This window comes from Cohaesibacter sp. CAU 1516, from assembly GCF_005771485.1.
GTDB lineage: Bacteria > Pseudomonadota > Alphaproteobacteria > Rhizobiales > Cohaesibacteraceae > Cohaesibacter > Cohaesibacter intestini.
Genome location: NZ_VANT01000005.1, coordinates 53,933 through 77,298, shown reverse-complemented (window position 1 = coordinate 77,298; position 23,366 = coordinate 53,933). Strand labels below are relative to the sequence as shown.

Below are 23,366 nucleotides of genomic sequence, written 5' to 3'. Positions count from 1 at the left end.
GATTATTCATGATCTATTCTTCCAACACCAAGCCTTCTTGGGAATCCAAGATCAACTGGACCCAGATTATTGCTGTCTTGGCAATGGGATTGGCCATGTTCGGCATTGATCTTGAGCCAGATCTGCAGGAGCGTCTTGCGGTTGCACTCTCGAGTATTGCTGCGGCGGTGACAATTATTTGGCGCACCTGGTTCACCACAAAAACACTCATCTAGTCGCCACCGTCTCAAAACTTCGATTGACAGAACCTGCCTCCGCAACAGATGCGGGGGCTGCACCATTTGGGAGATCTCGCAATGCTGGTCCTGAAGCAACTCTGGAAACTGGTCCTCCTTCTGCTGGATTTTTGGTCACTATTAAGAGTTGTTGATCGAAGCCCGAGCCCAAAGGGGGTGACTTTGAAAAGAGACTTCAATCATGCCTATCGCAGCAAATGGCCACATTCAGCAAAAGAAACAGAAGCTGGGCACAAGATTAATGGGGCTGACCAGTCTGTTGATGCTGACAGCCTGCACAGCACCGATGGCTATCGGCGGGATTGATCCGACCAAACAGACTGCTTCGCTATCCGCCCTGACTGATGTCGATGTGGAGCCTCAGGCCATTTCGTGCTTGCTGTTTGACCCAATCCTCTGGTCAGTCGACGATACCGCGCCAACTATTCTCCAAATCAAACAACACAATCGCAAACTTTCGCTCTATTGCGAAACTTCGGATGAATGATTGTCATTTCTGACTGGGCCAAAAGATGAATGGAGTAACGCGCGCATATTCATGTTCAGTTCAGTGATCATTGACTAAATTGCCCTTATGAAAATTCGGACCATCATCTCTTTTCTGCTGTTGCTGGTCTCGCTGTGGGTCATTCTTCTGAGTTTTTCAGACACAGCAAAGGCTGCTGACTGTCTGTCAGCGCAGGAGACCCGTCAGGCGATCAACAGCGGACAGGCGCGCCACGTGGCCGGAATCTCGGCCGCGGTAAGCCGTGCTGCGCGAGGAGATGTCATCAATGTCAAACTTTGTAGAGGGGGCAGCGGACTGGTTTACCAGCTCGTCACGTTGTCACGTCAAGGCGCAGTCACCCGGTTTGTGATTGACGCCAAGTCGGGAGCAATCCTCTCAAAGGGCGGCTCGTGATGGGCAGCAAATGGTTCGTTTAGGTGGATGGCAAGATTGAAGACTGAATTTTGGGGGTGCAAATGCGTGTGTTGGTTGTTGAAGATGAAGAAGCTCTGAATCGGCAGTTGAAAGAGGAGCTTGAAGAAAATGGCTATGTTGTGGATGTCGCCTTTGACGGAGAGGAAGGACACTTTCTTGGTGATACGGAAACCTATGACGCCGTGATCCTTGATATCGGATTGCCGAAAATGGATGGCATCAGCGTTCTGGAAGACTGGCGCAGGAATGATCGCAACATGCCAGTGCTTATTCTGACAGCCCGTGACCGTTGGAGTGACAAGGTGCAGGGCATAGATGCTGGTGCGGACGATTATGTTGCAAAGCCATTCCACATGGAGGAAGTGATTGCTCGTGTCCGGGCTCTTGTCCGGCGCTCTGCAGGGCTTGCGTCGAACGAGATCCATTGTGGCCCCATTCGTCTCGATACAAGGTCTGGGCGCGTGACGGTGGATGGTAGCTCGGTCAAATTGACCTCGCATGAATATCGTCTGCTTTCCTATTTGATGCATCATCAGGGTAAGATCATCTCTCGGACCGAGTTGGTCGAGCATTTGTATGATCAGGATTTTGATCGGGATTCCAACACCATCGAAGTCTTTATCGGCCGTTTAAGGAAAAAGCTCGGCGTAGATGCCATTCAGACCGTTCGTGGTCTGGGGTATAACTTGGTCGTTCCGGGTCGATAAGTTCCATGAAGTCCATCACGCGATATTTGCTGATCAATGCCTCCATCTGGGCGATCATCGTTGCTTTTGCATCGGGGTTGCTGCTGTCGGAAATGTTCCGCTCATCAGCCCTGCAAGCTTTTGATGAGCAGCTTGATATCGTGTTGAAAGTTCTGGTTGGCGATCTTGCTGGTCAGGGAGTGGACGATACCGCGCTGGCCCCTCCCACAATCGTCGGAGAACCACGCTTTGGGCTTCCTTTGTCGGGTTGGTACTGGACTGTCAGTCGCGCGGGAAGTGAAGAGATTTTGCTCGCATCAGAGTCCCTCGTCGGTGGCTCCTTCTCCATCTCTCAAGATACAATCACCAGCCTGACTGATGCGTTGGGCGCAAGTGCTCAGGGGCGGGGGCCGAACGGTGAGCGGATCCGAATCCTGCAACGTGAAATCTCCTTTGCGGAAGGCAACAAACTGATTGTGCGCGTGACAGGCAATCTCGAAACCCTTGAAGAGCGGGTATCATCCTTCCAGGCTCGTGCCTGGACGATCATGGCCCTGTTCGGTGCTATTCTGCTGGCGGTTTCCACTTTCCTTGCAAGAATGGCCTTACGCCCTCTGAACCAAATGAGCGAACAGGTAAGAAAAGTTGCTGAAGGTGAAGCCGAGTCTATCGAAGGTAGCTATCCCGTTGAGATTGCGGGCCTCGTGAATGAAGCCAATCTGCTGATCGAATCGAACAAGGAAACACTCGAACGTGCGCGCACGCAGGTTGGCAATCTGGCCCATGCATTGAAAACACCACTATCTGTCATCGCCAATGAAGCGCGAAAAGTCGACAACAGTCATGCGGACCTGATTCAGACCCAGAGTGACTTGATGAAGGACCAAATCCAACTCTACCTCGAGCGTGCCCGAATCGCAGCCCGCCGAAGTGTGATGGGCACTACGACAGATGTTGGGCCGGTCATGTCGCGGCTGGTATCTGCCATGCGCAAAATCCACCCTGAAAAGAGCATATCGTTTCATTCCCGAATTGGGCTACCTATCAGTTTTAGAGGCGAAGAGCAGGATTTCGAAGAGCTGGTTGGTAATCTGCTGGACAATGCCTGCAAGTGGTCGAATGGGGCTGTGTCCGTGACACTTGCACTCACGTCTGAGGAGCAAAAACCTGCTCGTGGCAATGGGATACCGACGGACGCCATACGCTGGCTTACAATCACGATTGAAGATGACGGTCCTGGTATGACTGATGAACAAATCGTCGTGGCACTTCAACGCGGCCATCGACTTGATGAAAGCAAGTCCGGCTCAGGTCTGGGCCTGTCGATCGTTGAAGAAATCATCTCGATGTATCAGGGAAAGCTGGTCTTGGATCGATCAGAGCTTGGAGGCTTGAAGGCTAGGATGTTGCTGCCTGCTTTGATCAAACAGCAAGTCAACGACTCTTGATAAATGGATGCCGTTGGCAAAGCTTGATGCCATCGTGATACCCGGATCGCGCCAAACTTTCGACATGATCCGGAACTACTTCATCCTTTAACGCGTTTAGTCCAAGTCAGGTCAACTTGGGGCCGGTTGTCACAGGGACCCGGTTTGTACAAATAGGGGCTAGGAATGAAAAGAAAATCAATCGCAATTGTCGCCGTTGCAGGCATGTTTCTCGCTGGTTGTCAGAGTGGCAGCTTGGGAACTAAGGAAACACTCGGTGGCCTGACCGGAGCTGTGGCAGGCGGCATCCTTGGCAACCAGGTCGGTAAAGGTGAAGGCCGTGTCATTGCAACGGTCCTCGGAACGGCGATTGGTGCGATTGCCGGTTCAGCAGTAGGCCGTGCTTTGGACGAAAACGACCAGCGCTACGCTTATCAAGCCCAGAGCAGGGCTCTGGAATATGGTCGCTCAGGGGCTCCCGTTGATTGGCGTAACCCTGATACGGGTCACTATGGCCAAGTCGTGCCTAGTCAGGCTTACACCACCAATAGCCTGATGTGCCGCGACTACACGCACACCATTTATATCGATGGCCAGCCACAGACCGCGCGCGGACAGGCATGCCGCCAGAGTGATGGCACCTGGAAACCGGTGAGCTGAGGCACGACTTGAATTATTGGAAAAGGGCGGTGCGGCTTGCATCGCCCATTTTTTTGTTGCTTTCGGACGTCAAATGACTGAATTTTGAGCGCCGGATAGGATTTTTTAAGGCTTTATAAGCTTTAAATGGGGATGAGTGAAATGAACCGAAATACCTGCCGGAGAGCTTGAATGCCAGACAATGAAAAGATGAAAGAGAAGCTAGGTCGCTATCTTTCGACTTTGTCTGAAAGTGCGCAATTGCTCCTTCTCAAAAGTTTGGAGCGCGATATTGATGCCATAAAAGAGGATCGTGCCACTCAGTTGATTCTGGAAGCGCTGCTGAATATTCGCAGGGAGATCAAACCTGCCGTTCCAGTATCAGAGTTTGTTCGGAAAGAGATTTTCAAGCCTTGCGAACCGTTCCTCTCCGAGATCGACCACATCAACAAGATACAGGCACGCATCAGCCCCGCGTCAATTGAGGCAATCTGGCTGTGGATCGCCCGTGATATTGCCAGCCCAGAGCAAAAAGCACGCCTTGAAGAAGATACCAACGATCAGGATGGAAAACTTCTCAGTGGCAAAGTGAGAACGCTTTGTGAGGAACTGACCGCATCAGCCCAAACCTATGTCAACAAGATGAAGCGTGATCCCGACATCGCACGTAAACTCGGCAATCAGTTGGGGGGAGCAATCATCTATGAAGACTTGCTCGAAGTGTTGCTATGTCAAGAAAGGTTGGAGAACCTAAAGCCGGTGATCAGCCGGTTACCTGCAGAAATTTCAAGCTGGAACGGTCCTGAAGGGACCGAAGCCTGCAATCTTCTTTGCAAAAGAGTGCAACAGGATCCAATGAAAGCGTCGTGGGTTTTTTCAGCGATCACCCGTCATCTGACGCAGCCCCGGTTGAAACTGCAACTGGCGACGAAACTGGCCGGGTCCGATGATGCCATTCAAGTTGCTGCGACTGTCTATGCGCCTGCCGTCAAGCAGGTGATGGCAGATCTTGAAGCGAGCCTTTCCCTGTTTCAGGCTTCTTTGAAGGATGGCGGCGATAAGAGCAATACGATCAAATACTTGTCGATGTGGCGTAAGCTGACAAAGGCTCTGGAAACCGAGCTTGAGCTACCCGTGCAATCGCCATGGGGCAAATCTGTTGCAGCGATGAAGACCAAGCTTTCCGAGCTGTTGAAGCAGGAAATTGTTCCGGCTCCGGGATTGGTTCGCAAGGTATTGCGTGCCCCTAAGAATGGTGCAAAAGAGCATGTTGACGAAAGCCTGTTGAACGACGCGATGAAGGCGATTGAAATCTTCCACCACGTAGAGCGGATGAAAGACATTCTGGCGCTGAACGCAGAGATATCCCGCATCCGCAAGGAACTTGACCAGTCCTTCGAGATTCTATCGACATCGATTGTTGACAGAACCAAGCTGGCAACCGGTGAAGATGTTGAAGTCTGCAAAGTGCTCGGAGACGCTGCCGTCACTTTGGCGCAGCATGTTTTTGACGAAAATTATGCGAATTCTCTCCGGCGACAGCTCCGTGCAGCATCGATGGTTCCGGAAGTGCCTGCAACAGAACAAAAAGCGGTTGGTTCCTAAACCCGCTACCCCCGTGCCATACCTGAGTTTGCTTTGGATGATTGCCTAGCAAGGTAAGCATGATGATCCTCTGCTTGCCTGAGCATCTTCGCAAGAACGTCAGGTGTTAAATATTAAATCTTCGTAACCTGTCGGTCCAATTGACAAAAAGCAAACGTCAAACAGATGAACATGAGTTAATTTGACTTCCCACGCAAAAGCGAAATGCTGTGTCGAGACCAAATTACGAAATGGACCCCTATGTTCTGGACCTTTGCTGCCATCCTGACATTCGCCGCTGTTGCTTCGGTAATCTACCCGCTCACGAGGAAATCTCGCAGATTGCAAAGTGCAGACGCCTATGATCTGACCGTATACAAGTCTCAGTTGAAGGAGATTGACGGCGATGTGGAGCGGGGTCTGATCGCTTCGGATGAGGCAGATGCAGCACGTGCGGAAGTTGCGCGTCGATTGTTGATTGCGCAGGAATCGCTCGAGAAATCTGAGCAAACCTCTTCAAACCGCGCCTCTAGGAAAAAGGCTGTTCAGGAGAAACCTGCGACGCCATCAACCACAGCAAAAATAGTTGGTATCGCTGCGGTCATGATCGTCCCTTTCATTTCTATGGGCCTTTATGTGGTTCTGGGGTCTCCCACGCTGCAAAGCCAACCGTTGGCAGCACGCTTGCAAAAGCCGCCAGAAAAGCAAAGTCTGACCGAGTTGGTTGCGTCGGCTGAGAAGAAGCTCAAGCAAAATCCCGATGATTTGCAGGGCTGGAAAAAGCTCGCTCCGATTTATCTTTCCATGCGTCGCCCCAACGAAGCTGTAAAGGCCTATCACAATGTTCTGCGGCTGGAAGGCGAGACTGCTGAAACACTGACTGACCTCGGTGAGGCATTGGTGGTGCGTGAAGCTGGGATTGTGTCGGATCAGGCGTTTGATTTGTTCAAGAGGGCAAATCAGTTGGACGCCCGCTCTCCAAAGCCACGCTTCTTCCTTGCCATTGCTCTTGGACAAAAGGGGCAGGAGCAGGATGCTATCAAAACCTGGGATGCGCTGATCAAGGACTCCAAGCCGAGTGCCCCTTGGGTGTCATTTGCCAAAAGCCAGATTGCAGCCTTGCAAAAACGCCTCAATAGTGACGTTGCGGGTCAGAAGACGACAACGCCGCCGCATGGCGCAATGGCACAGAAAGAGTCCACCTTGTCCGGGCCTTCCGCAGAAGATGTCAAGGCGGCGTCAGAGATGACCACTGAAGATCGCCAGCAGATGATCGAGAATATGGTGTCTCAGTTGGCTGAGAGACTGAACGAGGAGGGCGGCTCTGCTGATGAATGGGTCAGGCTCATTCGCGCTGAGCTGGTGCTAAACCGTCCAGATGAAGCTGCAAAAACTGTCGCCAAAGCGATGGAGTCGCTTCAGTCGGATGTTGAAGGCCTTGAGAAGGTCAAAGCGGCTGCTCGCTCTTTGGGTGTCTCTGTCAATCAATAATATCTCGAAACCAATCAGGCCAACAGAAGATGTGGTCGAAATGAGGATCGTTTCATGACAAGAAAAAAACGTAGAATGATGCTGATTGGTGGCGCTGGTGCGGTGTTGTTTGCTGCAGTCGGGCTCATTCTCTTTGCCTTGCAGGATCAGATCGTCTTCTTCAATTCACCCAGTGATCTTGCCGAAAACGGGGTCAAGCCTGGGCAGCGTATTCGGTTGGGCGGCCTTGTCAAGGAAGCCACTCTGATACGTGGTGAAGGCACCGAAATATCCTTTGTTGTGACCGACGGTGGGGCGGATGTGAAGGTCACTTATGCTGGCATCCTTCCGGATCTGTTCCGTGAAGGGCAGGGCGTGGTGACCGAAGGAGCCATGAAATCTGATGGCAGTTTTCAGGCTGACACCGTGTTAGCCAAGCATGATGAAACATATATGCCGAAAGAAGTTGCCGATGCCTTGAAAGAACAAGGCCATTGGCAAGAGCAGGAAGACGTTCAATCCAACTGACCCTAGGATTGCAACACAAAACTGGGACCACTAACATTGCCCCGACCTTCGCGCTCGCACATGCGATGGTCGGCCATGTCATTTTTGCAGCTGGCCAACCCGTCCAAGTGGTTTGTCAGCATTGATTGGAGAGACAGCATGATCATTGAACTCGGTCACTATATGCTCGTTTTGGCATTTGCCTTGGCCCTGATTCAATCCGTAGTGCCGATCTGGGGTGCGCAAAGCGGCAATGACCGGCTAATGGCCGTCGCCAGTCCCATTGCGGTGACCCAGTTTCTGTTTGTCGGATTGGCTTTTGCTGCCCTGACCAACGCCTATGTGACATCTGATTTCTCTGTCCGCAATGTCTGGGAAAACAGCCACTCAGACATGCCGCTGTTGTTCAAGTTCACATCGGTTTGGGGCAACCACGAGGGATCCATGTTGTTGTGGGTATTCATTCTCGTGATTTTCGGCGCGATGGTTGCGGTATTCGGTCGAAATTTGCCACCGCAACTCAAAGCCAACACCCTTGCTGTTCAGGGGTGGGTGACGGCATCCTTTTTGGCCTTCGTGCTCTTTACCTCCAATCCATTTCAGCGCATTGCGAATGCACCCATTGAAGGGCGGGATCTTAATCCGATCCTGCAGGATATTGGCTTGGCTATCCACCCGCCGTTGCTCTATCTCGGCTATGTCGGCTTTTCCATCGCCTTTGCTTTTTCGATTGCAGCCCTGCTCGAAGGCAGGATTGATGCGGCATGGGCCCGTTGGGTGCGCCCTTGGGTTCTTGTTGCCTGGGGCTTCCTGACCATTGGCATTTCCATGGGGTCATATTGGGCTTATTACGAACTCGGCTGGGGCGGGTTCTGGTTCTGGGATCCGGTTGAAAATGCCTCCTTCATGCCTTGGTTGAGTGGCACCGCCTTACTTCATTCCGCCATTGTGATGGAAAAACGTGGCGCGCTGAAAGTCTGGACAATCCTGTTGTCGATTCTGACCTTCTCGCTGTCGTTGTTGGGCACCTTCCTTGTGCGCTCCGGAGTCTTGACCTCGGTGCATGCCTTTGCGACGGATCCATCCCGCGGTGTGTTCATCCTTGCCCTGTTGGTTGCTTTCATTGGTGGTGGTCTCGCACTCTTTGCGTGGCGCGCTCCATTACTGCGGCAGGGCGGTGTCTTTGCCCCGATTTCGCGGGAAGGGGGGCTGGTGCTCAACAACCTGTTCCTGTCGGCAGCCACCGCAGCCGTGCTGGTTGGTACCCTTTATCCATTGGCGCTCGAGGCCATCACTGGCGCCAAGATTTCCGTCGGTGCTCCTTTCTTCAACGCTACATTTGGCCCGATGATGGTGCCTTTGCTTCTGGCTGTTCCCTTTGGTCCTCTGCTGGCTTGGAAGCGGGGAGATCTTTATGCGGCTTCCCAACGGCTCTACATTGCCTTCGGTCTGGCACTGTTCGTCATGGCGGCGAGCTTTGCGTTGATCGAAGGCGGGGCAGGTCTGGCACCGCTTGGTATTGGTCTTGCCGTATGGGTGATGATCGGGTCTTTGGCCGAAATTCAGTTGCGCGTGGGGCTTTTCAAAATGCCATTCGCAACATCGCTATCTCGTATGAAGGGTTTGCCTCGCACGGTCTGGGGATCTGCCCTGGGGCATTTTGGTCTCGGCATGACTGTCCTCGGTCTGATCGTTGCAAGCGCCTTCCACAGTGAAAATATCCTTGTGATGAAGAAAGGCGATGTTACCGAGTTGGACGGCTATCAGTTTGAGCTGACAGGCTTCAAGGAAGAAGCTCGGTTCAACTTCGCTGACATGGCTGGCACATTCCGGGTCACCAAGGACGGGGAGTTCGTAACCGAACTGCATCCGATCAAGCGCGTCTACACGTCACGCAACATGCCGACAACTGAGACGGCCATCCACACGATTGGTGGCGTATCTCAGATCTACATGTCTCTTGGTGACAAGCAGAAAGATGGCGGCATCGCAGTGCGCATCTATCATAAGCCATGGGTCACCTTCATATGGCTTGGGACTGTCGTTATGTTCCTTGGTGGCTTTGTCTCTTTGACGGACCGCCGGCTACGCATCGGGGCACCAGCACGACGTGGACGGGCCAAACAGGCTGCAGGCACCGCATAACATCGATCGGGTTGATACAAGCTATGGACAAATTTTCCATGAAACCTCTCAGTCTCCTTTCAGCTCTTCGGTCCGTGATGCTCGCTTTGGCGATGGTTTCGGGGTTGGCGATCGGTATGGTGCCCGCCTACGCGGTCAATCCAGATGAAATACTCGATGATCCTGTGCTTGAAGAACGAGCTCGCCACATTTCTGCGGGATTGCGTTGCCTTGTTTGTCAAAACCAGTCAATCGACGATTCCGATGCCCCTTTGGCAAGAGATCTGCGCATTCTTGTGCGCGAGCGATTGGTTGCTGGCGACAGTGACGCAGAAGCGAGGGAGTTTCTGGTTAGTCGCTACGGTGAGTTCGTTCTGCTCAAGCCGACATTCTCTGCAAAAAATGTCATTCTCTGGGCTTTCGGACCGCTGGTTCTACTGTTTGGCTTGTTTGCAATTCATCGCCTTTATCGCAACAACAAACAGGTGGCTCAGACTTCAGCAGCCAAAGGTAGTGATCAGCTGAGTGAAGCTGAGCAGACGAAGCTCAAGAAAATTTTATCAGAATAGGGCTGTCCGAAACTGGCATTTCCTCTCATCTCTTCTAGATAAATAGACAAGAGGCGCGTCGGCTCGGCACGCTTTTTTGTTTATTACATGAGGGGCTGGTCATGATCAGAAAAGAAAACTCGACACAGAGAGTAACCTTCGAAGGGTCGTTGGGCGATGTCCTGCAGGCCCGTTTGGAACTGCCGACAGGCCCGATCCGGGCCACCGCCATTTTCGCCCATTGCTTCACCTGCTCGAAAGACATTTTCGCCGCCAAACAGATTGCCACCCAGTTGGCGAGCAAGGGCTATGCTGTATTTCGTTTTGACTTCACAGGTCTCGGCGCATCGAAAGGTGACTTTGCCGACACCAACTTCTCTTCCAATGTGGAAGACCTGTTGCGAGCTGCGGCAACCCTGCGTGAAGCAATTGAGGGGCCGAGCCTGTTGGTTGGCCATTCCCTCGGTGGGGCCGCAGTCCTTGCGGTTGCTTCGCAAATTCCCGAAGTAAAAGCTGTCGCCACCATCGGTGCCCCGTCTGATGTTCAGCATATCGAGCATGCCTTTGGCTGCGACATCGACGACATTCGTGATCATGGCGAAGCACAAGTTTCTCTTGCTGGCCGTCCCTTCACGATCAAGAAACAGTTTTTGGAAGATCTGAAGGCGCATAAACTCATCGACCAGATCGCCAGCATGAAAAAAGCTCTGATGGTGCTTCATTCCCCTATCGACGAGACCGTGGGCATCGACAATGCGTCTGAAATCTTCATGGCTGCCAAACATCCCAAGAGTTTTGTCTCCCTGGACCATGCTGATCACCTGATCACTGACAAGGATGACGCAGTCTATGTGGCCAATGTAATTTCCGCTTGGGCATCGCGCTTCGTTGATGGGGGCCATGCGCCGCAAAAAGAAGTGCCACTGGGTGCTTTGGTGGCTGAGACCGGATTGGGAAAGTTTCAGAACTATGTGCAGGTCGGACATCACACCCTGCTGGCAGACGAACCCAAGGATGTTGGTGGCCTCGACACTGGTCCAACGCCTTATGACTTTCTCGCCACCGCGCTAGGAGCTTGCACCACCATGACTTTGCGCATGTATGCGGACTTCAAAAAACTCCCTGTCAGTCACATTGCAACCGAGGTGATTCACAACAAGGTCCACGGGTCAGATTGCGCAGAATGCAGTGCGGGCGATATCGAAAAGAAATCCAACAAAAAGGGCAAGATAGATCGCTTCGAACGACGGGTAACAATAGAAGGTGACCTTAGCGATAAGGACCGGCAATCCTTGCTCCGTATCGCAGATCAGTGTCCCGTGCACCAGACCATGGAGCATGGCTGTGTGGTCGTCACCAGCTTGATGGACTAATCCTCGCACCAACTCTTTTCATCCAGAACAGGCTGTGATAAAGACGCTTCCCCGGCACCCGGTGCAATCGCATCGGGTGCTTTTTATTCTGCATTGTGCCAAACAGAGCCCGGCAGGCAAAATCGGATGGGAGCATGGGGATGTCAAAGCACGCTTATTGTGGACTGGACTTCGGCACATCGAATTCAACGTTGGGGCTCGTTGTCGATGGCAAACCAAAGCTCGTTGCGCTGGAAGCCGGAGACGTGACGCTGCCCTCTGCCTTGTTCTTCGATTTTGAAGATCATAAGGTGCACTTTGGCCGTGATGCGATTTCCACCTATATGGAAGGCGGCGAGGGCCGCTTGATGCGGGCGCTGAAGTCGATCCTCGGCACCTCCACGATCCATGAAGCAACCATGATCGGTCCGGAGCGCAAGCCCTTCACCGCAGTGCTTGCACTGTTTCTTCAGCATATGAAAAAGCAGGCGGAACAAGCCGCAGGTCAGGAGCTGAGCCATGTGATGATGGGAAGACCTGTTCATTTCGTGGATTATGACGACACCGCTGACAAGGAAGCCGAAGACACTTTGCGTGCCATTGCCGCGGAGGTTGGTTTCAAGCATATCGAATTTCAATATGAGCCGGTTGCTGCCGCGCGGGACTTCCAACAAACCAACAATCGCGAAGAATTGGCGATGATCATCGATATCGGCGGCGGCACTTCTGACTTCACAATCCTGAAAGTATCCCCGGACGAAACGAGGCGGACCGGCAAGCCATCCGATACAATTCTGGCCAATGCCGGCATTCATGTCGGAGGGACCGACTTTGATCGATGGCTTTCCCTTTCGCGCCTGATGCCTTTGCTGGGCTATCAAAGTCCGATGATCAAGGAAGGACGGTTGATGCCAGTCGGCTATTATCACGATCTGGCTACCTGGCAACGGATCAACTTCCTTTATGATCACAAGACCTTCAGCGACTTGCGTGTCTTGCGCAGAGAGGCAAAGGAACCAACCTTGATCGAACGCCTTTTGAAGATACTAGAGTTGCGTGAAGGCCATAGGATCGCACTGGGTGTTGAAGCAGCCAAGGTGGCGCTGTCTGATCAAATGGAAACGGAGTTGCCCCTTGACTTCATCGAAGCCGGTCTGAAAGCACTGATGTCCCGCGATGATCTGGTCGAAGCGTTGAACGATGGCACCGACAGAGTGAAAAAGGTCATTTCGGAAGCCATCGCAAGCGCTCAGATCAAGGCTGACGATGTGTCAGTGGTCTTTCTAACTGGCGGCTCCACCAAGGTTCCTTTCATCCGCAACAGTCTAACCGCAATGGTGCCCAAAGCCCGGATCATTGATGGTGATGCGTTTGGCTCAGTCGGCGTCGGGTTAGCGCTCGAGGCGCATCAACGCTTCGCTTAACCGATATACCCCTTGCCAACAACAGGGCTTTGCTGTTTCAATTGAAGGGGCAAGCCCTTGGTTGAATGTGGCAAAAACTGGCCCAATTGGGGCGAAGTGGTCTGGTGTTTTATTACGTTAATCGTCCGATAATTGTCGGTGCATTTGTAACGTTCTGATTTTGTTGATATTTTTATTTCATATCAACATTACGTAACTTTAATAGAAACACCTCGTCTCAGGCCAATTTTGCCCCATATAAAAATATGTATCGTACGGATGACGTATTTTGCGACGAATAGCCATCCTCAAATTTTGATGATGCCGCGACCGGATCCGTCAGGGCGCGACTCACGAATTAACTGACAGACCTTCATTTTACCGCAAATATGTGTGTCAATTTGCGGCTGACAGATCGAGCGGAGACAAGTTTAGATGAAGACGATTTTTAAGAAAGTACCAGTGAAAGCAACCATGCTGGCGTCCGCCCTGTCTTTGGGTGTTGTTGCCGGTGCAACCGTGCCAACGCTGATGACCGGACAACCCGCCGCCAATGCGGAGCCCGTTCAAGTCACCACACCTGCCCGACCTTTGGACTTCACCGCAGTTGTGAAAGCCGTGAAGCCTGCGGTGGTTTCGGTTCAGGTCAAAACCCAGATTTCCACGCCTGAAGGCAACAAGTTCGGCATTCCCGGTTTTCCTGAATTCCGTGACTTGCCAAAGGATCACCCGTTCAACCGTTTCTTCCGTCGCTTTGGCGAAGAGCAGGAGGGGAATGGCGAGAAGCGCAAGCCGCGCCCACGGTTTGGCCAGTCTCAGGGCTCCGGTTTCTTCATTTCCGATGACGGGCTGGTGGTCACCAACCATCACGTGATTGACAAAGGCAGCGAATTTACGCTGGTCATGGATGATGGCTCCGAGCTGGAAGCCGATTTGCTTGGGTCCGACGAACGCTCCGATCTTGCTTTGCTTAGGGTAAAGAATCCGGACCGTAAGTTTGATTATGTGAGATTTGCCGAAGAACTGCCTGATGTTGGGGAATGGGTTCTCGCCGTTGGCAACCCGTTCGGTCTGGGTGGCACTGTTACAGCCGGTATCGTTTCGGCCCACGGTCGCGATATCAATGCCCGCAACTATGAGAGCTTCATTCAGATCGATGCTGCGGTCAACAAAGGCAATTCCGGTGGCCCGACCTTCAACCTGAAGGGCGAGGTAATCGGGGTGAACACCGCCATCTTCTCACCGTCTGGCGGCAATGTCGGTATCGCATTTGCCATCCCGGCGGAGGTTGCCAAGGATGTTGTCGCGGACCTGAAAAATGGTGGCAAGGTGAAGCGCGGCTGGCTTGGGGTGCATATCCAGAATGTCTCCGAAGACATTGCCGACAGCCTTGGTCTGGCCGAAGCCGCAGGTGCAATGGTTACCCACACCGATGAAACCGCACCTGCCTACAAAGCAGGTGTCCAGATTGGTGACGTCATCCTTGCCGTCGATGATGTGCCGGTGAAAAGTACCCGCGAGCTTGCCCGTGCCATTGGTCGTGCTGAGCCTGAATCCGACGTGGAACTGACTATCTGGCGCGAAGATCAAGAGATCAAGTTGAAGGTCCATTTGGGGTTGTTCCCGGATCAGGTCAGCAACGACACCGATGAGCAGACCCAGCCACAACAACCAGCAGCCCCGGCTGAAGTTGAAGAATTCGGTCTCGAGTTGCAGGCAAGCCCGGATGGCGATGGGGTTGCCATTCTGAGCGTTGATTCGAACAGCATTGCGGCAGAGAAAGGTCTGGCAGAAGGGGATGTGATTCAGTCTGTTGCTGGCAAGAAGGTGGCAACCATCGGTGATGTGCGCAAGCAATTGTCCGACGCCAAGAGCGGCAACCGCAAAACCATCCTGATGCGGGTGAAAACCAAAAATGGTGTTCGTTTCGTCGCCCTGCCGTTGAAAGGCAACTAAGCGACAGATAGAATCAATTTCGGACGATTGGGCGCGGTCACCTTCTGACCGCGCCCTTTTTTGTTGTCCTGCCTGTTGTGATTTCCCTGATTTTGCCGACATGCTGGCCAAGTCTGTGACTTATCGCGGCTTTCCGACAATGCCCCTTTGCTCACAGTCAAAGACCGTTATAATCGCCATGATTTTCCGTGTCGCCTGAGGAGCGCCGTCCTCGTGGCGGAGAGAAGCAATAAAAGAGGAAAAGCATGCGCATTCTGATCATTGAAGATGACATTGAAGCTGCGAGCTACCTGATCAAGGGACTCAAGGAAGCGGGTCACGTCTGTGATCATGCCGCAGATGGTGATCAGGGCTATGCGCATGCAGCCAAGGGCGGGTATGATATTCTGATCATTGACCGTATGCTGCCTAAGCGTGATGGGCTTTCCATCATTGAACAGCGGCGCACGGAAGGCGACGAGACGCCAGTTCTGATCCTCTCCGCCCTTGGAGAAGTCGATGACCGGGTAACCGGCCTGAGAGCCGGAGGGGATGATTACCTCACCAAACCCTACGCCTTCTCGGAGTTGCTTGCCCGTATCGAGGTGATGGCCCGTCGGCGCAGCCCCGGTGAAGTCGAGACCATGTATCGCCTTTCCGATCTGGAATTGGATCGCTTGTCCCACACAGTAAAGAGGTCCGGCCAGACAATCCTGTTACAGCCGCGCGAATTCCGGCTGCTCGAATATCTGATGAAAAATGCAGGTCAGGTTGTTACCCGCACCATGCTGCTGGAAAATGTCTGGGACTATCATTTCGACCCGCAGACCAACGTCATTGACGTTCACATTTCCCGTTTGCGGGCCAAGATCGACAAGGGGTTTGAACCTGCATTGCTGCAAACCGTGCGTGGCTCCGGCTATAGCCTGCGCGAGCCTGATTGATGCTGCAGGCAGGGCTGCGGTCTTGCCTGTGAGAAAAGGATATCCCGGCAGAATGGCAGTGGGCTCGATTAATAAGATCATGCGAACAACAGCTTTCAAGCTGTCCGCAATCTACTTGATCATCTTCACGATCTTTGCCGTCTTTCTCATCGTCTATATCGCCATCAACACCCAGATTTTAATGACCCGGCAACTCAACTCGGCGGTTGAACTTGAGGTGAGGGGGCTGGTCGAGCAATATCGCTCCGGCGGTTTGCCGCACTTGGTTCAGGTCATCGAGGAACGATCCCGGCGGCCGGGCGCAAGCCTCTATCTGGTTACCGATTTTCGTGGCCACTTTGTAGCGGGCAACGTCTCGACCCTGCCCAAATGGGTTCTGGATGAGCGCGGTGCGATCCAACAAACGGTACCCTATCAGCGCTTGGGGGAAACCACGCGCAAGGAATACAACGCCGTTGTCAGCGTCTATGAGATTTTTGGCGGCTACCGTTTGCTGGTTGGGCGCGACGTGGGTGAGCGCGAAATCTTCCGCAAGGTGGTCGAGCAAGCCTTCATCGTCTCGGCGATCCTGATGATCCTGCTCGCCCTACTGGCTTGGATTTTCGTGTCCCGCAAGGTGCTCAAGCGGATTGATGTGATCGCCGAAGCTTCCCACCACATCATGGAAGGCCAATTGGACGAGCGCCTGCCTGTGACACAGGCAGGTGATGAATTTGACCGGTTGTCCGAGAGTCTCAACATCATGCTGTCGCGCATTGAAGGCTTGATGCATGGCTTGAAGGAAGTCTCTGACAATATCGCCCACGATCTGAAGACGCCCTTGACCCGCTTGCGCAACCGGGTTGAACTGACTTTGTCGTCTGATGACGCTGATAGCGAGACTTATCGCGCTGCTTTGGAGCAGACGCTCGAAGAGTCCGAGAGTCTCATCCGTACCTTTGATGCCTTGTTGCGGATTGCCCGTGTCGAAGCCAAATCCACCCAAATCGAAAAGGTATCTCTTGATATCGGTGCCATCGCCGCCGACATGGCCGAACTATATGAGCCTGTGGCAGAGGATGAAGGGGCCGAACTCACCTGGGATGCCGGACCGGGCTTTGAGATTGAGGCCAATCGAGAACTGGTCAGTCAAGCCGTCGCCAATCTTATCGACAATGCGCTGAAATACGCCGTTCGTCATGCCGTTGAACGGCGCGGTCTCGCTGTGGGTGATCACGACAAGCTACCGGATATGGCCCGCATTCATGTCTCCATAAGCCGCAAGGGAGACATTCCCAAAGACAGAGCCGTTGACAATCGGCCAATCCTTCTAACTGTTGCAGATAACGGTCCTGGCATCGCCAAGGAAGACCGGGTGCGGGTGTTGCAGCGCTTCGTGCGGTTGGATAAGAGCCGCAACCAGCCCGGCTCGGGTCTTGGTCTCAGTCTCGTCAATGCAGTCGCAACCTTGCATGATGCGACCATCATCTTGGGTGATAACGAGCCGGGGCTGATCTTTACGATCCAGTTCCCGCCTTTGGACACAAGAGAGGATGACGAGATGGAGCAGACGCAGGAATCAGAATAAACCACCTGCCACCAGTTGTTGGGAGAGCGGGGACTAAAAAAATCAATATAAGGGGAAGTGGAGATGGCTCAAGAGGAACAAACTGGTGGCCTGATCGATCCATTCTGGCTGAAGGCGACAGCTCTGCCGTTGATGGGAGAGGCTGACGCAGCCTTCGAGCGCCTGCTTGACAGCCGCAAGAGCTTGTTGGCGCGGGATGCGACAGCAGAAGAACAGATTGCATCCCTTGATGCAGCGATGCGTGTTCCCAATCTCAAAGCCATGTTGGCTGCCACCTGCGAAAACTCTCCCTATTTGCGTGAATTGATGGCAAAGGATGTAGCGCGCTTGTCGTCCATTCTCAGTGAATGCCCAACCGCACGCATGGCACGGTTGGTGCGGCAGTCCATTGAGGAGCCACAAGCCTCTCAGGCTGACATCATGCGCCATCTGCGTCTGATCAAACAGGATGCCGCGCTGACCATCGGCCTCGCTGATCTGGCTGGCCTGTGGTCCGTCAATCAGGTGACCAACGCTCTGACCGACATAGCCGACGCTACCCTGCGCGGGGCTCTGCGGTTCGTGCTGAGTGAGTTTCATCGCCGTGGCAAGCTGAAACTGCCATATCCAGAAAATCCCGAGCGCGATTGCAGCTACGTGGCGTTGGCCATGGGCAAGCATGGGGCAGGGGAACTGAATTATTCCTCCGACATCGATCTGATCATCATCTATGACGGCGACAAGGCCCCGTGTGATGATCCGATGGAGATGAGCAGCATCTTCGTCCGTCTGACCAAGCAATTGGTCAAGATCATGCAGGACCGGACCGCCGAAGGCTATGTCTTTCGTACGGACTTGCGTTTGCGTCCCGATCCGGGCGCAACCCCGCCAGCAGTCTCTTTACTGGCTGCCCTGCAATATTACGAAAGCATGGGGCAGAATTGGGAACGTGCCGCCCTGATCAAGGCGCGTGCCTGTGCCGGGGATATTGCTGTCGGAGAAGGTTTCCTGCAAGAGATCGTCCCCTTCATCTGGCGCAAATATTTCGATTATGCAGCGCTTGCCGATGTCCACTCGATCAAGCGCCAGATCCATGCCCACAAGGGCCATGACACCATCGCCATCAAGGGGCACAATGTGAAACTTGGGCGTGGTGGCATCCGCGAAATCGAGTTCTTCGTTCAGACACAGCAGCTTATTGCGGGCGGCCGGAATCCTGCGCTGCGTGGGCGGGAAACCATTCCCATGCTAAGCGAGCTTGTCAAACTCAGCTGGATCGAGCCTGAGGCCCGCGATGCCCTCACGAAAGCCTATGCCTTTCTGCGCAAAGTCGAGCATTGCATCCAGATGCAGCGCGACGAGCAGACCCAGAATTTGCCGCAAAGCGACGAAGGGATTGCAGAGATTGGTCGGATGATGGGCTATCCTGATGCCGATCAGTTTAAAAAGGACCTGCGAGGCTGGCTGGAATGTGTTCAAAGCCATTATGTTGAGCTGTTCCGAGAAGAGCATGAACTGGGGGCGGAAGGCGGCGGCAATCTGGTCTTCACCGGCGAGGATGACGATCCCGAAACGTTGGACACCCTGTCCCGCATGGGCTTTCAGAATCCCAGAGAAGTTACAGCTGCCATTCGCAGTTGGCATTTTGGCCGCTATCCCGCGACCCGGTCGACCAAGGCCCGGGAGCGCCTGACCGAGTTCACCCCTGATCTCCTGAAGGCACTGAGCAACACCGACAATGCCGATGCCGCTTTCCTGTCCTTTAACGAGTTTCTGGCCGCACTGCCATCCGGGGTGCAGGTTTTCTCATTGTTGCGCAACAATCCGCAGCTTTTGGAAATCCTCACCATCATTCTTGGCACCTCGCCGCGCTTGGCCGCAACGGTGGGACGCCGCCCGCGGGTGATTGATGCCTTGCTGGATCCGGCTTTCTTTGGCGATATGCTGGAGCGGGACAATCTGGAATCTCAGCTGGACCGAATGCTGAAAGAAGCCACTCACTATGAGGAAGCTCTGGATGGTGCGCGTATCTTCGGCCAAGAGCAACTGTTCCTGATTGGTGTGCGCATTCTGATGGGGGCGATTTCGGCCTCACAGGCCGGTGCAGCCTATGCGATGCTGGCTGGTGTGATCATTCGCAAGATGCTCGATTTCAGCCAGAAAGAGCTGGAGCGTCGTCATGGACGCATTCCCGGCGGTCGGGTTGCTGTCTTGGCAATGGGCAAGCTTGGGGGGCGCGAAATGACGGCTGGCTCCGATCTTGATTTGATGCTTCTGTATGATCATGACGAAGGCGCCGCCTTTTCCGACGGTGAAAAACCGCTCGCCCCTTCGCAGTATTTCGCCCGCCTCACTCAGAGACTGATCACGGCCCTGTCTGCACCAACAGCGGAAGGGGAACTGTATGAAGTGGATTTCCGGTTGAGGCCGTCAGGCAATTCGGGGCCGTTGGCAACGTCGCTCAAATCCTTTAAATCCTATCACGCTAAGGACGCCTGGACGTGGGAACATATGGCATTGACCCGCGCGCGCGTGGTGGCGGGCGACAAGGCCTTTTCTCAAGTGGTGCGCGATGAAGTGGTGGGTATCCTGACCCAGCCGCGCGACGAAGCCGCCATCCGCAAGGATATTGCCCAAATGCGGGGCCGTATTGAAAGCGAAAAGGGCACCTCAGATCTCTGGAACATCAAGCAAGTGGCTGGCGGTCTGGTGGATGTCGAGTTCATCGCGCAATGTTATCAGCTGATCCACGCCCATACCCATCCGGCGGTCCTTCATGCCAACACAGCCGAAACCCTGCGCCTTTGCGTTGATGAAGGACTGATCGATGTAGGGGACGCAGATACACTTGTTCCAGCCATTCGGCTGTATCACGATTTGACGCAGATCGTTCGGGTTTGCTTTGCGGAACAGTTTGATCCAGACACAGCAACCAAAGCCTTCAGGCAAGCGCTGGTTCGTGTTTCTTTCGAGCCTGACATGCCGAGGCTGGAAGAGCGGATGCGTGATTGTCAGACTGCCGTCAGGGCCTGCTTTGAAAAACTGGTGGGTTCCGTCAAAAGCTAATGCAGGAGCTAATTCAGCGCGCCCCAAAAAATAAGAGCGGAAATTCGAAACATGTGGATCGAATTCCGCTCCAGGTGCCAGCATGTCGGAGGCGGCTGCTGATGCTCACTTGGTGCTGGTTTCCACCTGAGCGCCTCCTCCTCGGGAGAACTCTGGATGCATCCATCCATGACGGTTGCGCAGATGCTACCAAGGGGACAAAACGGTTTGCCTTCTCACATCCGTCAAGCAACATCATGTGCTTGATTCGTGGATTCTTCCTTGTGATGGGTCAAATTACGTAGATCTTCGTTGGTGGACAGTTTTTTGGGCAGACGTACCGATACGCGTGTTCCCTGACCAATGCGTGACCGAATTTTCATCATGCCACCAGACAGACAAATGATCCGTCGGGCAATCGATAGCCCTAAGCCCGAACCTTTGTGTGTCTTGGTAAACTGGTTCTGCACTTGCTCGAACGGAAGACCAATCCGGTCTATCGCATCCTGCGGGATGCCGACGCCAGTATCGGTAATGGTGAGAACGGCCTGACCATTGCTTTCCGAGCCAGTTATGGCAATGGTGCCACCTTCAGGAGTGAACTTGACCGCATTGTCGAGCAGATTGAATATCACCTGTTCAATGAGATGTGGATCGGCATGGGCTCCAAGATGGGCTGGCATCTTGTCGTGGAAGGAAAGATTGCGTAGCTCCGCTTTGCTCTCGATGCTGTCATCCTTGATTCTGGAAACCATCTCGGACAAGTCGACCGGCTCCGGAAACACTTCCAGTTCCCCATCTTCCAGCCTCGACATGCTCAGGATATCATCGATCAGATGCAGCAAATAGGCACCACTATTGTGAATGTCGTTAGAATAGTCGCGATATTTGTCTGTCTTGTGTTCGCCAAAAATCTCGTTCTTCATCACTTCCGAGAATCCAATGATGGCATTCAGCGGAGTCCTTAGCTCGTGAGAGATGTTTGCAAGGAACTGCGATTTGACCCGGTTGGCAGCCTGCGCATTGTCTTTTTCTCTGGCATATTGCTCGGTCATGACGACAAGCTGCTGTGCCTGACGTTCCAAGGTTTGGCGAGACTGGCGCAAATCAGAGATCGTATCAATTAGCTGCTGTTCGCTTTCGAGCAGACGGCTTTCCTGCAGCTTCAAATTGGAGATGTCGGTGCCGACCGAAACAAAGCCGCCATCACTGGTGCGGCGTTCGCTGATTTGCAGCCAGCGCCCGTCTGCCAGTTCGGCTTTGTAGGTCCTTGCGGCCCGGGCCGCAGTGCCGGAGCGGTCAAACAGCAACTCTTCCGCATTGATTTCCTGATCGTCTTCAATGCCAACCACATGTGGTTGACCCCGGTCCATCAACTGATTGTAACTCAGGCCAATGATGTCCTCATCGCGGTCAATATTGTAAAGCTCCCGATAGGGCTGGTTGCAGAGCACCAGTTTGTGGCTGTCATCCCACAAGACGAAAGCTTCAGAAATCGTGTCGACGGCATCGCGCAGGCGCATATCTGCCCGCTTGCGTCGTTCATTCGCCGCAATCTGTTCTGTCACATCAATGACCAGTCCCATCAGATGCAGGCGGTTGTTCGGGCTCCGGGTCAGTTCAGCGCGAATTTGCAGCCAGACCCAGTGGCCCTTTTCATGGCGCATGCGAAATTTTTGGTCCATCATCATGGACTGTGTCGACAGGAGTGTCTCGATATGCTCGTGAAGATTGCCATCTTCGGGATGCATACGGGAATTGAGCTGGGCAAAGCCGATCAGATCGTCACTGGGCGCCATGCCGAGCAAATCATACATCGAGCGAGACCAGTAGATGTGACCGCGAGCCAGATCCCAGTCCCACAGGCCAGAGCGGGAGCGTTTGAGTGCGGCATCCATCCGACGGATTGCGGTGAAATAGATGTTGTCTGCTTCGCGTGCCCGTGCACCCTGACTGAAAAAGGCATAGACAGTGAGCAGAATGGTTCCACTCATCACGAGGAAGACGATCACGCTGATCGCCACGTCGCTCCGCCAGTTCCTGAAAATGTCGCTGCTCTTGCGCAACACCACGACCGAACCTCGGCCCGCCCCCAGATGATGCACGGTTGCCATGGCTTCCACGTCGTCATCCAGCGTGGTGCTGAACACCCCTGCACTCGATCCCAGATACTGAATGCCTTGCGACCGCCCCAACAGCGCCACGAGAGTTTTGCGCATGTCCTGCGCGTCTCGAGGGATGGACGCAACGATCATGCCGGTACTGTTGGTCAGATAAATCTGGTAATTGTCCGCCAGCTTCTGATTTGGCAGGGAGGCAAACAACCATTCCTGATACTGGTCCCTGCTTGGGGAGGTGGCTTGATAAGCAGGATTGGTTGACTGCGTCTGTTCAGGGAGAGTGGTCGAAGCATCCGGCAGGATTGGCTTTGCTGGCTGCTTGGTGGTGATCCGGTTGGCGTCAGCCACCCCTTGCTTGGTGTGCTTGGTATCATGGGCGTCCTGTTGGCTAGACACCCGTGCTGTAACCAAAGCGGTCAAAAGCTGGATTTCGGTTTCTGCATCCGCTTTCAGGGAGAGTTTTTTAGATGCCAGATCATCGGCTCGCCAGAGGCCGACCAACGCAATGAAACTTAGGATGATCGCAGGAATAATATGGCGCAAGAGAGGTTCTTCTCGCACGCGGGACATGTAACTTGGCCCAGCCAGCAAACGTGCCGGCCCTGAGATGGGGTCGTTCATGTCCGAAGATTTCGATCCTAAAAAACGGAATCGAGTATCTTTATGCGCGCTGACTGTTCCAGCCTGCGTCATTGGAGGCCTCCTGACTGAAGCTTCTTTATTTTATTTATCCGGAGGTGTGCCGCATCTCCGATCCAAGGTTATTTGAATCGATGCGCAGCTTTTTGTCTAGAGTCCCGCATGAATTTTTTGGTTAACAAGGCGTTAATGTTGCCGAGATTACTTTAACACCGTTTCAGCCTGTTAAAGACTCAGGC

At 53.5% G+C, this 23,366-nt stretch carries 18 protein-coding genes; 17 read left to right on the top strand and 1 reads right to left on the bottom strand.

From position 1 onward, the window contains the following. Positions 1-8: 8 nt before the first annotated feature. The 17 genes from FDK21_RS13670 to FDK21_RS13590 all read left to right on the top strand — a co-directional run bounded on the left by FDK21_RS13670 (position 9) and on the right by FDK21_RS13590 (position 20,389). Positions 9-215, top strand: coding sequence for a hypothetical protein (locus tag FDK21_RS13670; RefSeq protein ID WP_114010201.1), 207 nt, complete (start codon positions 9-11; stop codon positions 213-215). A 202-nt stretch (positions 216-417) separates the two neighbouring features. Continuing rightward, on the top strand, positions 418-723 hold the full coding sequence (locus FDK21_RS13665; RefSeq protein WP_138149135.1) for a hypothetical protein: 306 nt from the start codon (positions 418-420) through the stop codon (positions 721-723). A gap of 87 nt (positions 724-810) precedes the next feature. Beyond that, complete coding sequence (locus FDK21_RS13660) at positions 811-1,137, top strand: PepSY domain-containing protein (protein WP_138149133.1); 327 nt, start codon at positions 811-813, stop codon at positions 1,135-1,137. Positions 1,138-1,199: 62 nt separating this feature from the next. Continuing rightward, positions 1,200-1,865 carry a response regulator transcription factor gene (locus FDK21_RS13655; RefSeq protein ID WP_138149131.1) on the top strand — a complete coding sequence of 222 codons (666 nt, stop codon included), beginning with the start codon at positions 1,200-1,202 and terminating at the stop codon, positions 1,863-1,865. 5 nt (positions 1,866-1,870) lie between these two features. Continuing rightward, positions 1,871-3,292, top strand: coding sequence for an ATP-binding protein (locus FDK21_RS13650; protein WP_138149129.1), 1,422 nt, complete (start codon positions 1,871-1,873; stop codon positions 3,290-3,292). Between the two features lie 165 nt (positions 3,293-3,457). After that, positions 3,458-3,931, top strand: coding sequence for an RT0821/Lpp0805 family surface protein (locus tag FDK21_RS13645; protein ID WP_138149127.1), 474 nt, complete (start codon positions 3,458-3,460; stop codon positions 3,929-3,931). A gap of 171 nt (positions 3,932-4,102) precedes the next feature. Further along, on the top strand, positions 4,103-5,515 hold the full coding sequence (locus FDK21_RS13640) for a hypothetical protein (protein WP_138149125.1): 1,413 nt from the start codon (positions 4,103-4,105) through the stop codon (positions 5,513-5,515). Positions 5,516-5,719: 204 nt separating this feature from the next. Beyond that, entirely contained in the window at positions 5,720-6,985 is a 1,266-nt protein-coding gene (gene ccmI / locus FDK21_RS13635) for a c-type cytochrome biogenesis protein CcmI (protein WP_138149123.1), read from the top strand. A gap of 54 nt (positions 6,986-7,039) precedes the next feature. Next, a complete protein-coding gene (ccmE, locus tag FDK21_RS13630) occupies positions 7,040-7,492 on the top strand; it encodes a cytochrome c maturation protein CcmE (RefSeq protein ID WP_138149120.1) in 453 nt (150 codons plus the stop codon). 138 nt (positions 7,493-7,630) lie between these two features. Next, positions 7,631-9,616 (top strand): heme lyase CcmF/NrfE family subunit, encoded by a 1,986-nt coding sequence (locus tag FDK21_RS13625; protein ID WP_138149118.1) that lies wholly within the window; start codon positions 7,631-7,633, stop codon positions 9,614-9,616. A 38-nt stretch (positions 9,617-9,654) separates the two neighbouring features. Beyond that, positions 9,655-10,164, top strand: a complete 510-nt coding sequence (locus tag FDK21_RS13620; RefSeq protein WP_138149116.1) for a cytochrome c-type biogenesis protein — start codon at positions 9,655-9,657, stop codon at positions 10,162-10,164. Between the two features lie 101 nt (positions 10,165-10,265). After that, complete coding sequence (locus FDK21_RS13615; protein ID WP_138149114.1) at positions 10,266-11,516, top strand: bifunctional alpha/beta hydrolase/OsmC family protein; 1,251 nt, start codon at positions 10,266-10,268, stop codon at positions 11,514-11,516. 140 nt (positions 11,517-11,656) lie between these two features. Beyond that, positions 11,657-12,919 (top strand): Hsp70 family protein, encoded by a 1,263-nt coding sequence (locus FDK21_RS13610; RefSeq protein WP_138149112.1) that lies wholly within the window; start codon positions 11,657-11,659, stop codon positions 12,917-12,919. A 414-nt stretch (positions 12,920-13,333) separates the two neighbouring features. Further along, positions 13,334-14,854: a Do family serine endopeptidase gene (locus tag FDK21_RS13605; protein WP_210238783.1), complete on the top strand. Its 1,521-nt coding sequence runs from the start codon at positions 13,334-13,336 to the stop codon at positions 14,852-14,854. A 245-nt stretch (positions 14,855-15,099) separates the two neighbouring features. Then, positions 15,100-15,777: a response regulator transcription factor gene (locus FDK21_RS13600; protein WP_114010214.1), complete on the top strand. Its 678-nt coding sequence runs from the start codon at positions 15,100-15,102 to the stop codon at positions 15,775-15,777. Between the two features lie 79 nt (positions 15,778-15,856). After that, positions 15,857-17,344, top strand: a complete 1,488-nt coding sequence (locus tag FDK21_RS13595) for a HAMP domain-containing sensor histidine kinase (protein WP_246657580.1) — start codon at positions 15,857-15,859, stop codon at positions 17,342-17,344. Positions 17,345-17,407: 63 nt separating this feature from the next. After that, the gene (locus FDK21_RS13590) at positions 17,408-20,389 is read left to right on the top strand and encodes a bifunctional [glutamine synthetase] adenylyltransferase/[glutamine synthetase]-adenylyl-L-tyrosine phosphorylase (RefSeq protein WP_138149108.1); all 2,982 of its coding nucleotides are present in this window, start codon (positions 17,408-17,410) and stop codon (positions 20,387-20,389) included. 224 nt (positions 20,390-20,613) lie between these two features. On the opposite strand, the gene FDK21_RS13585 is transcribed toward FDK21_RS13590, so the two are convergent. Continuing rightward, positions 20,614-23,031: a PAS domain-containing sensor histidine kinase gene (locus FDK21_RS13585; protein ID WP_171022084.1), complete on the bottom strand. Its 2,418-nt coding sequence runs from the start codon at positions 23,029-23,031 to the stop codon at positions 20,614-20,616. Positions 23,032-23,366: the final 335 nt, after the last annotated feature.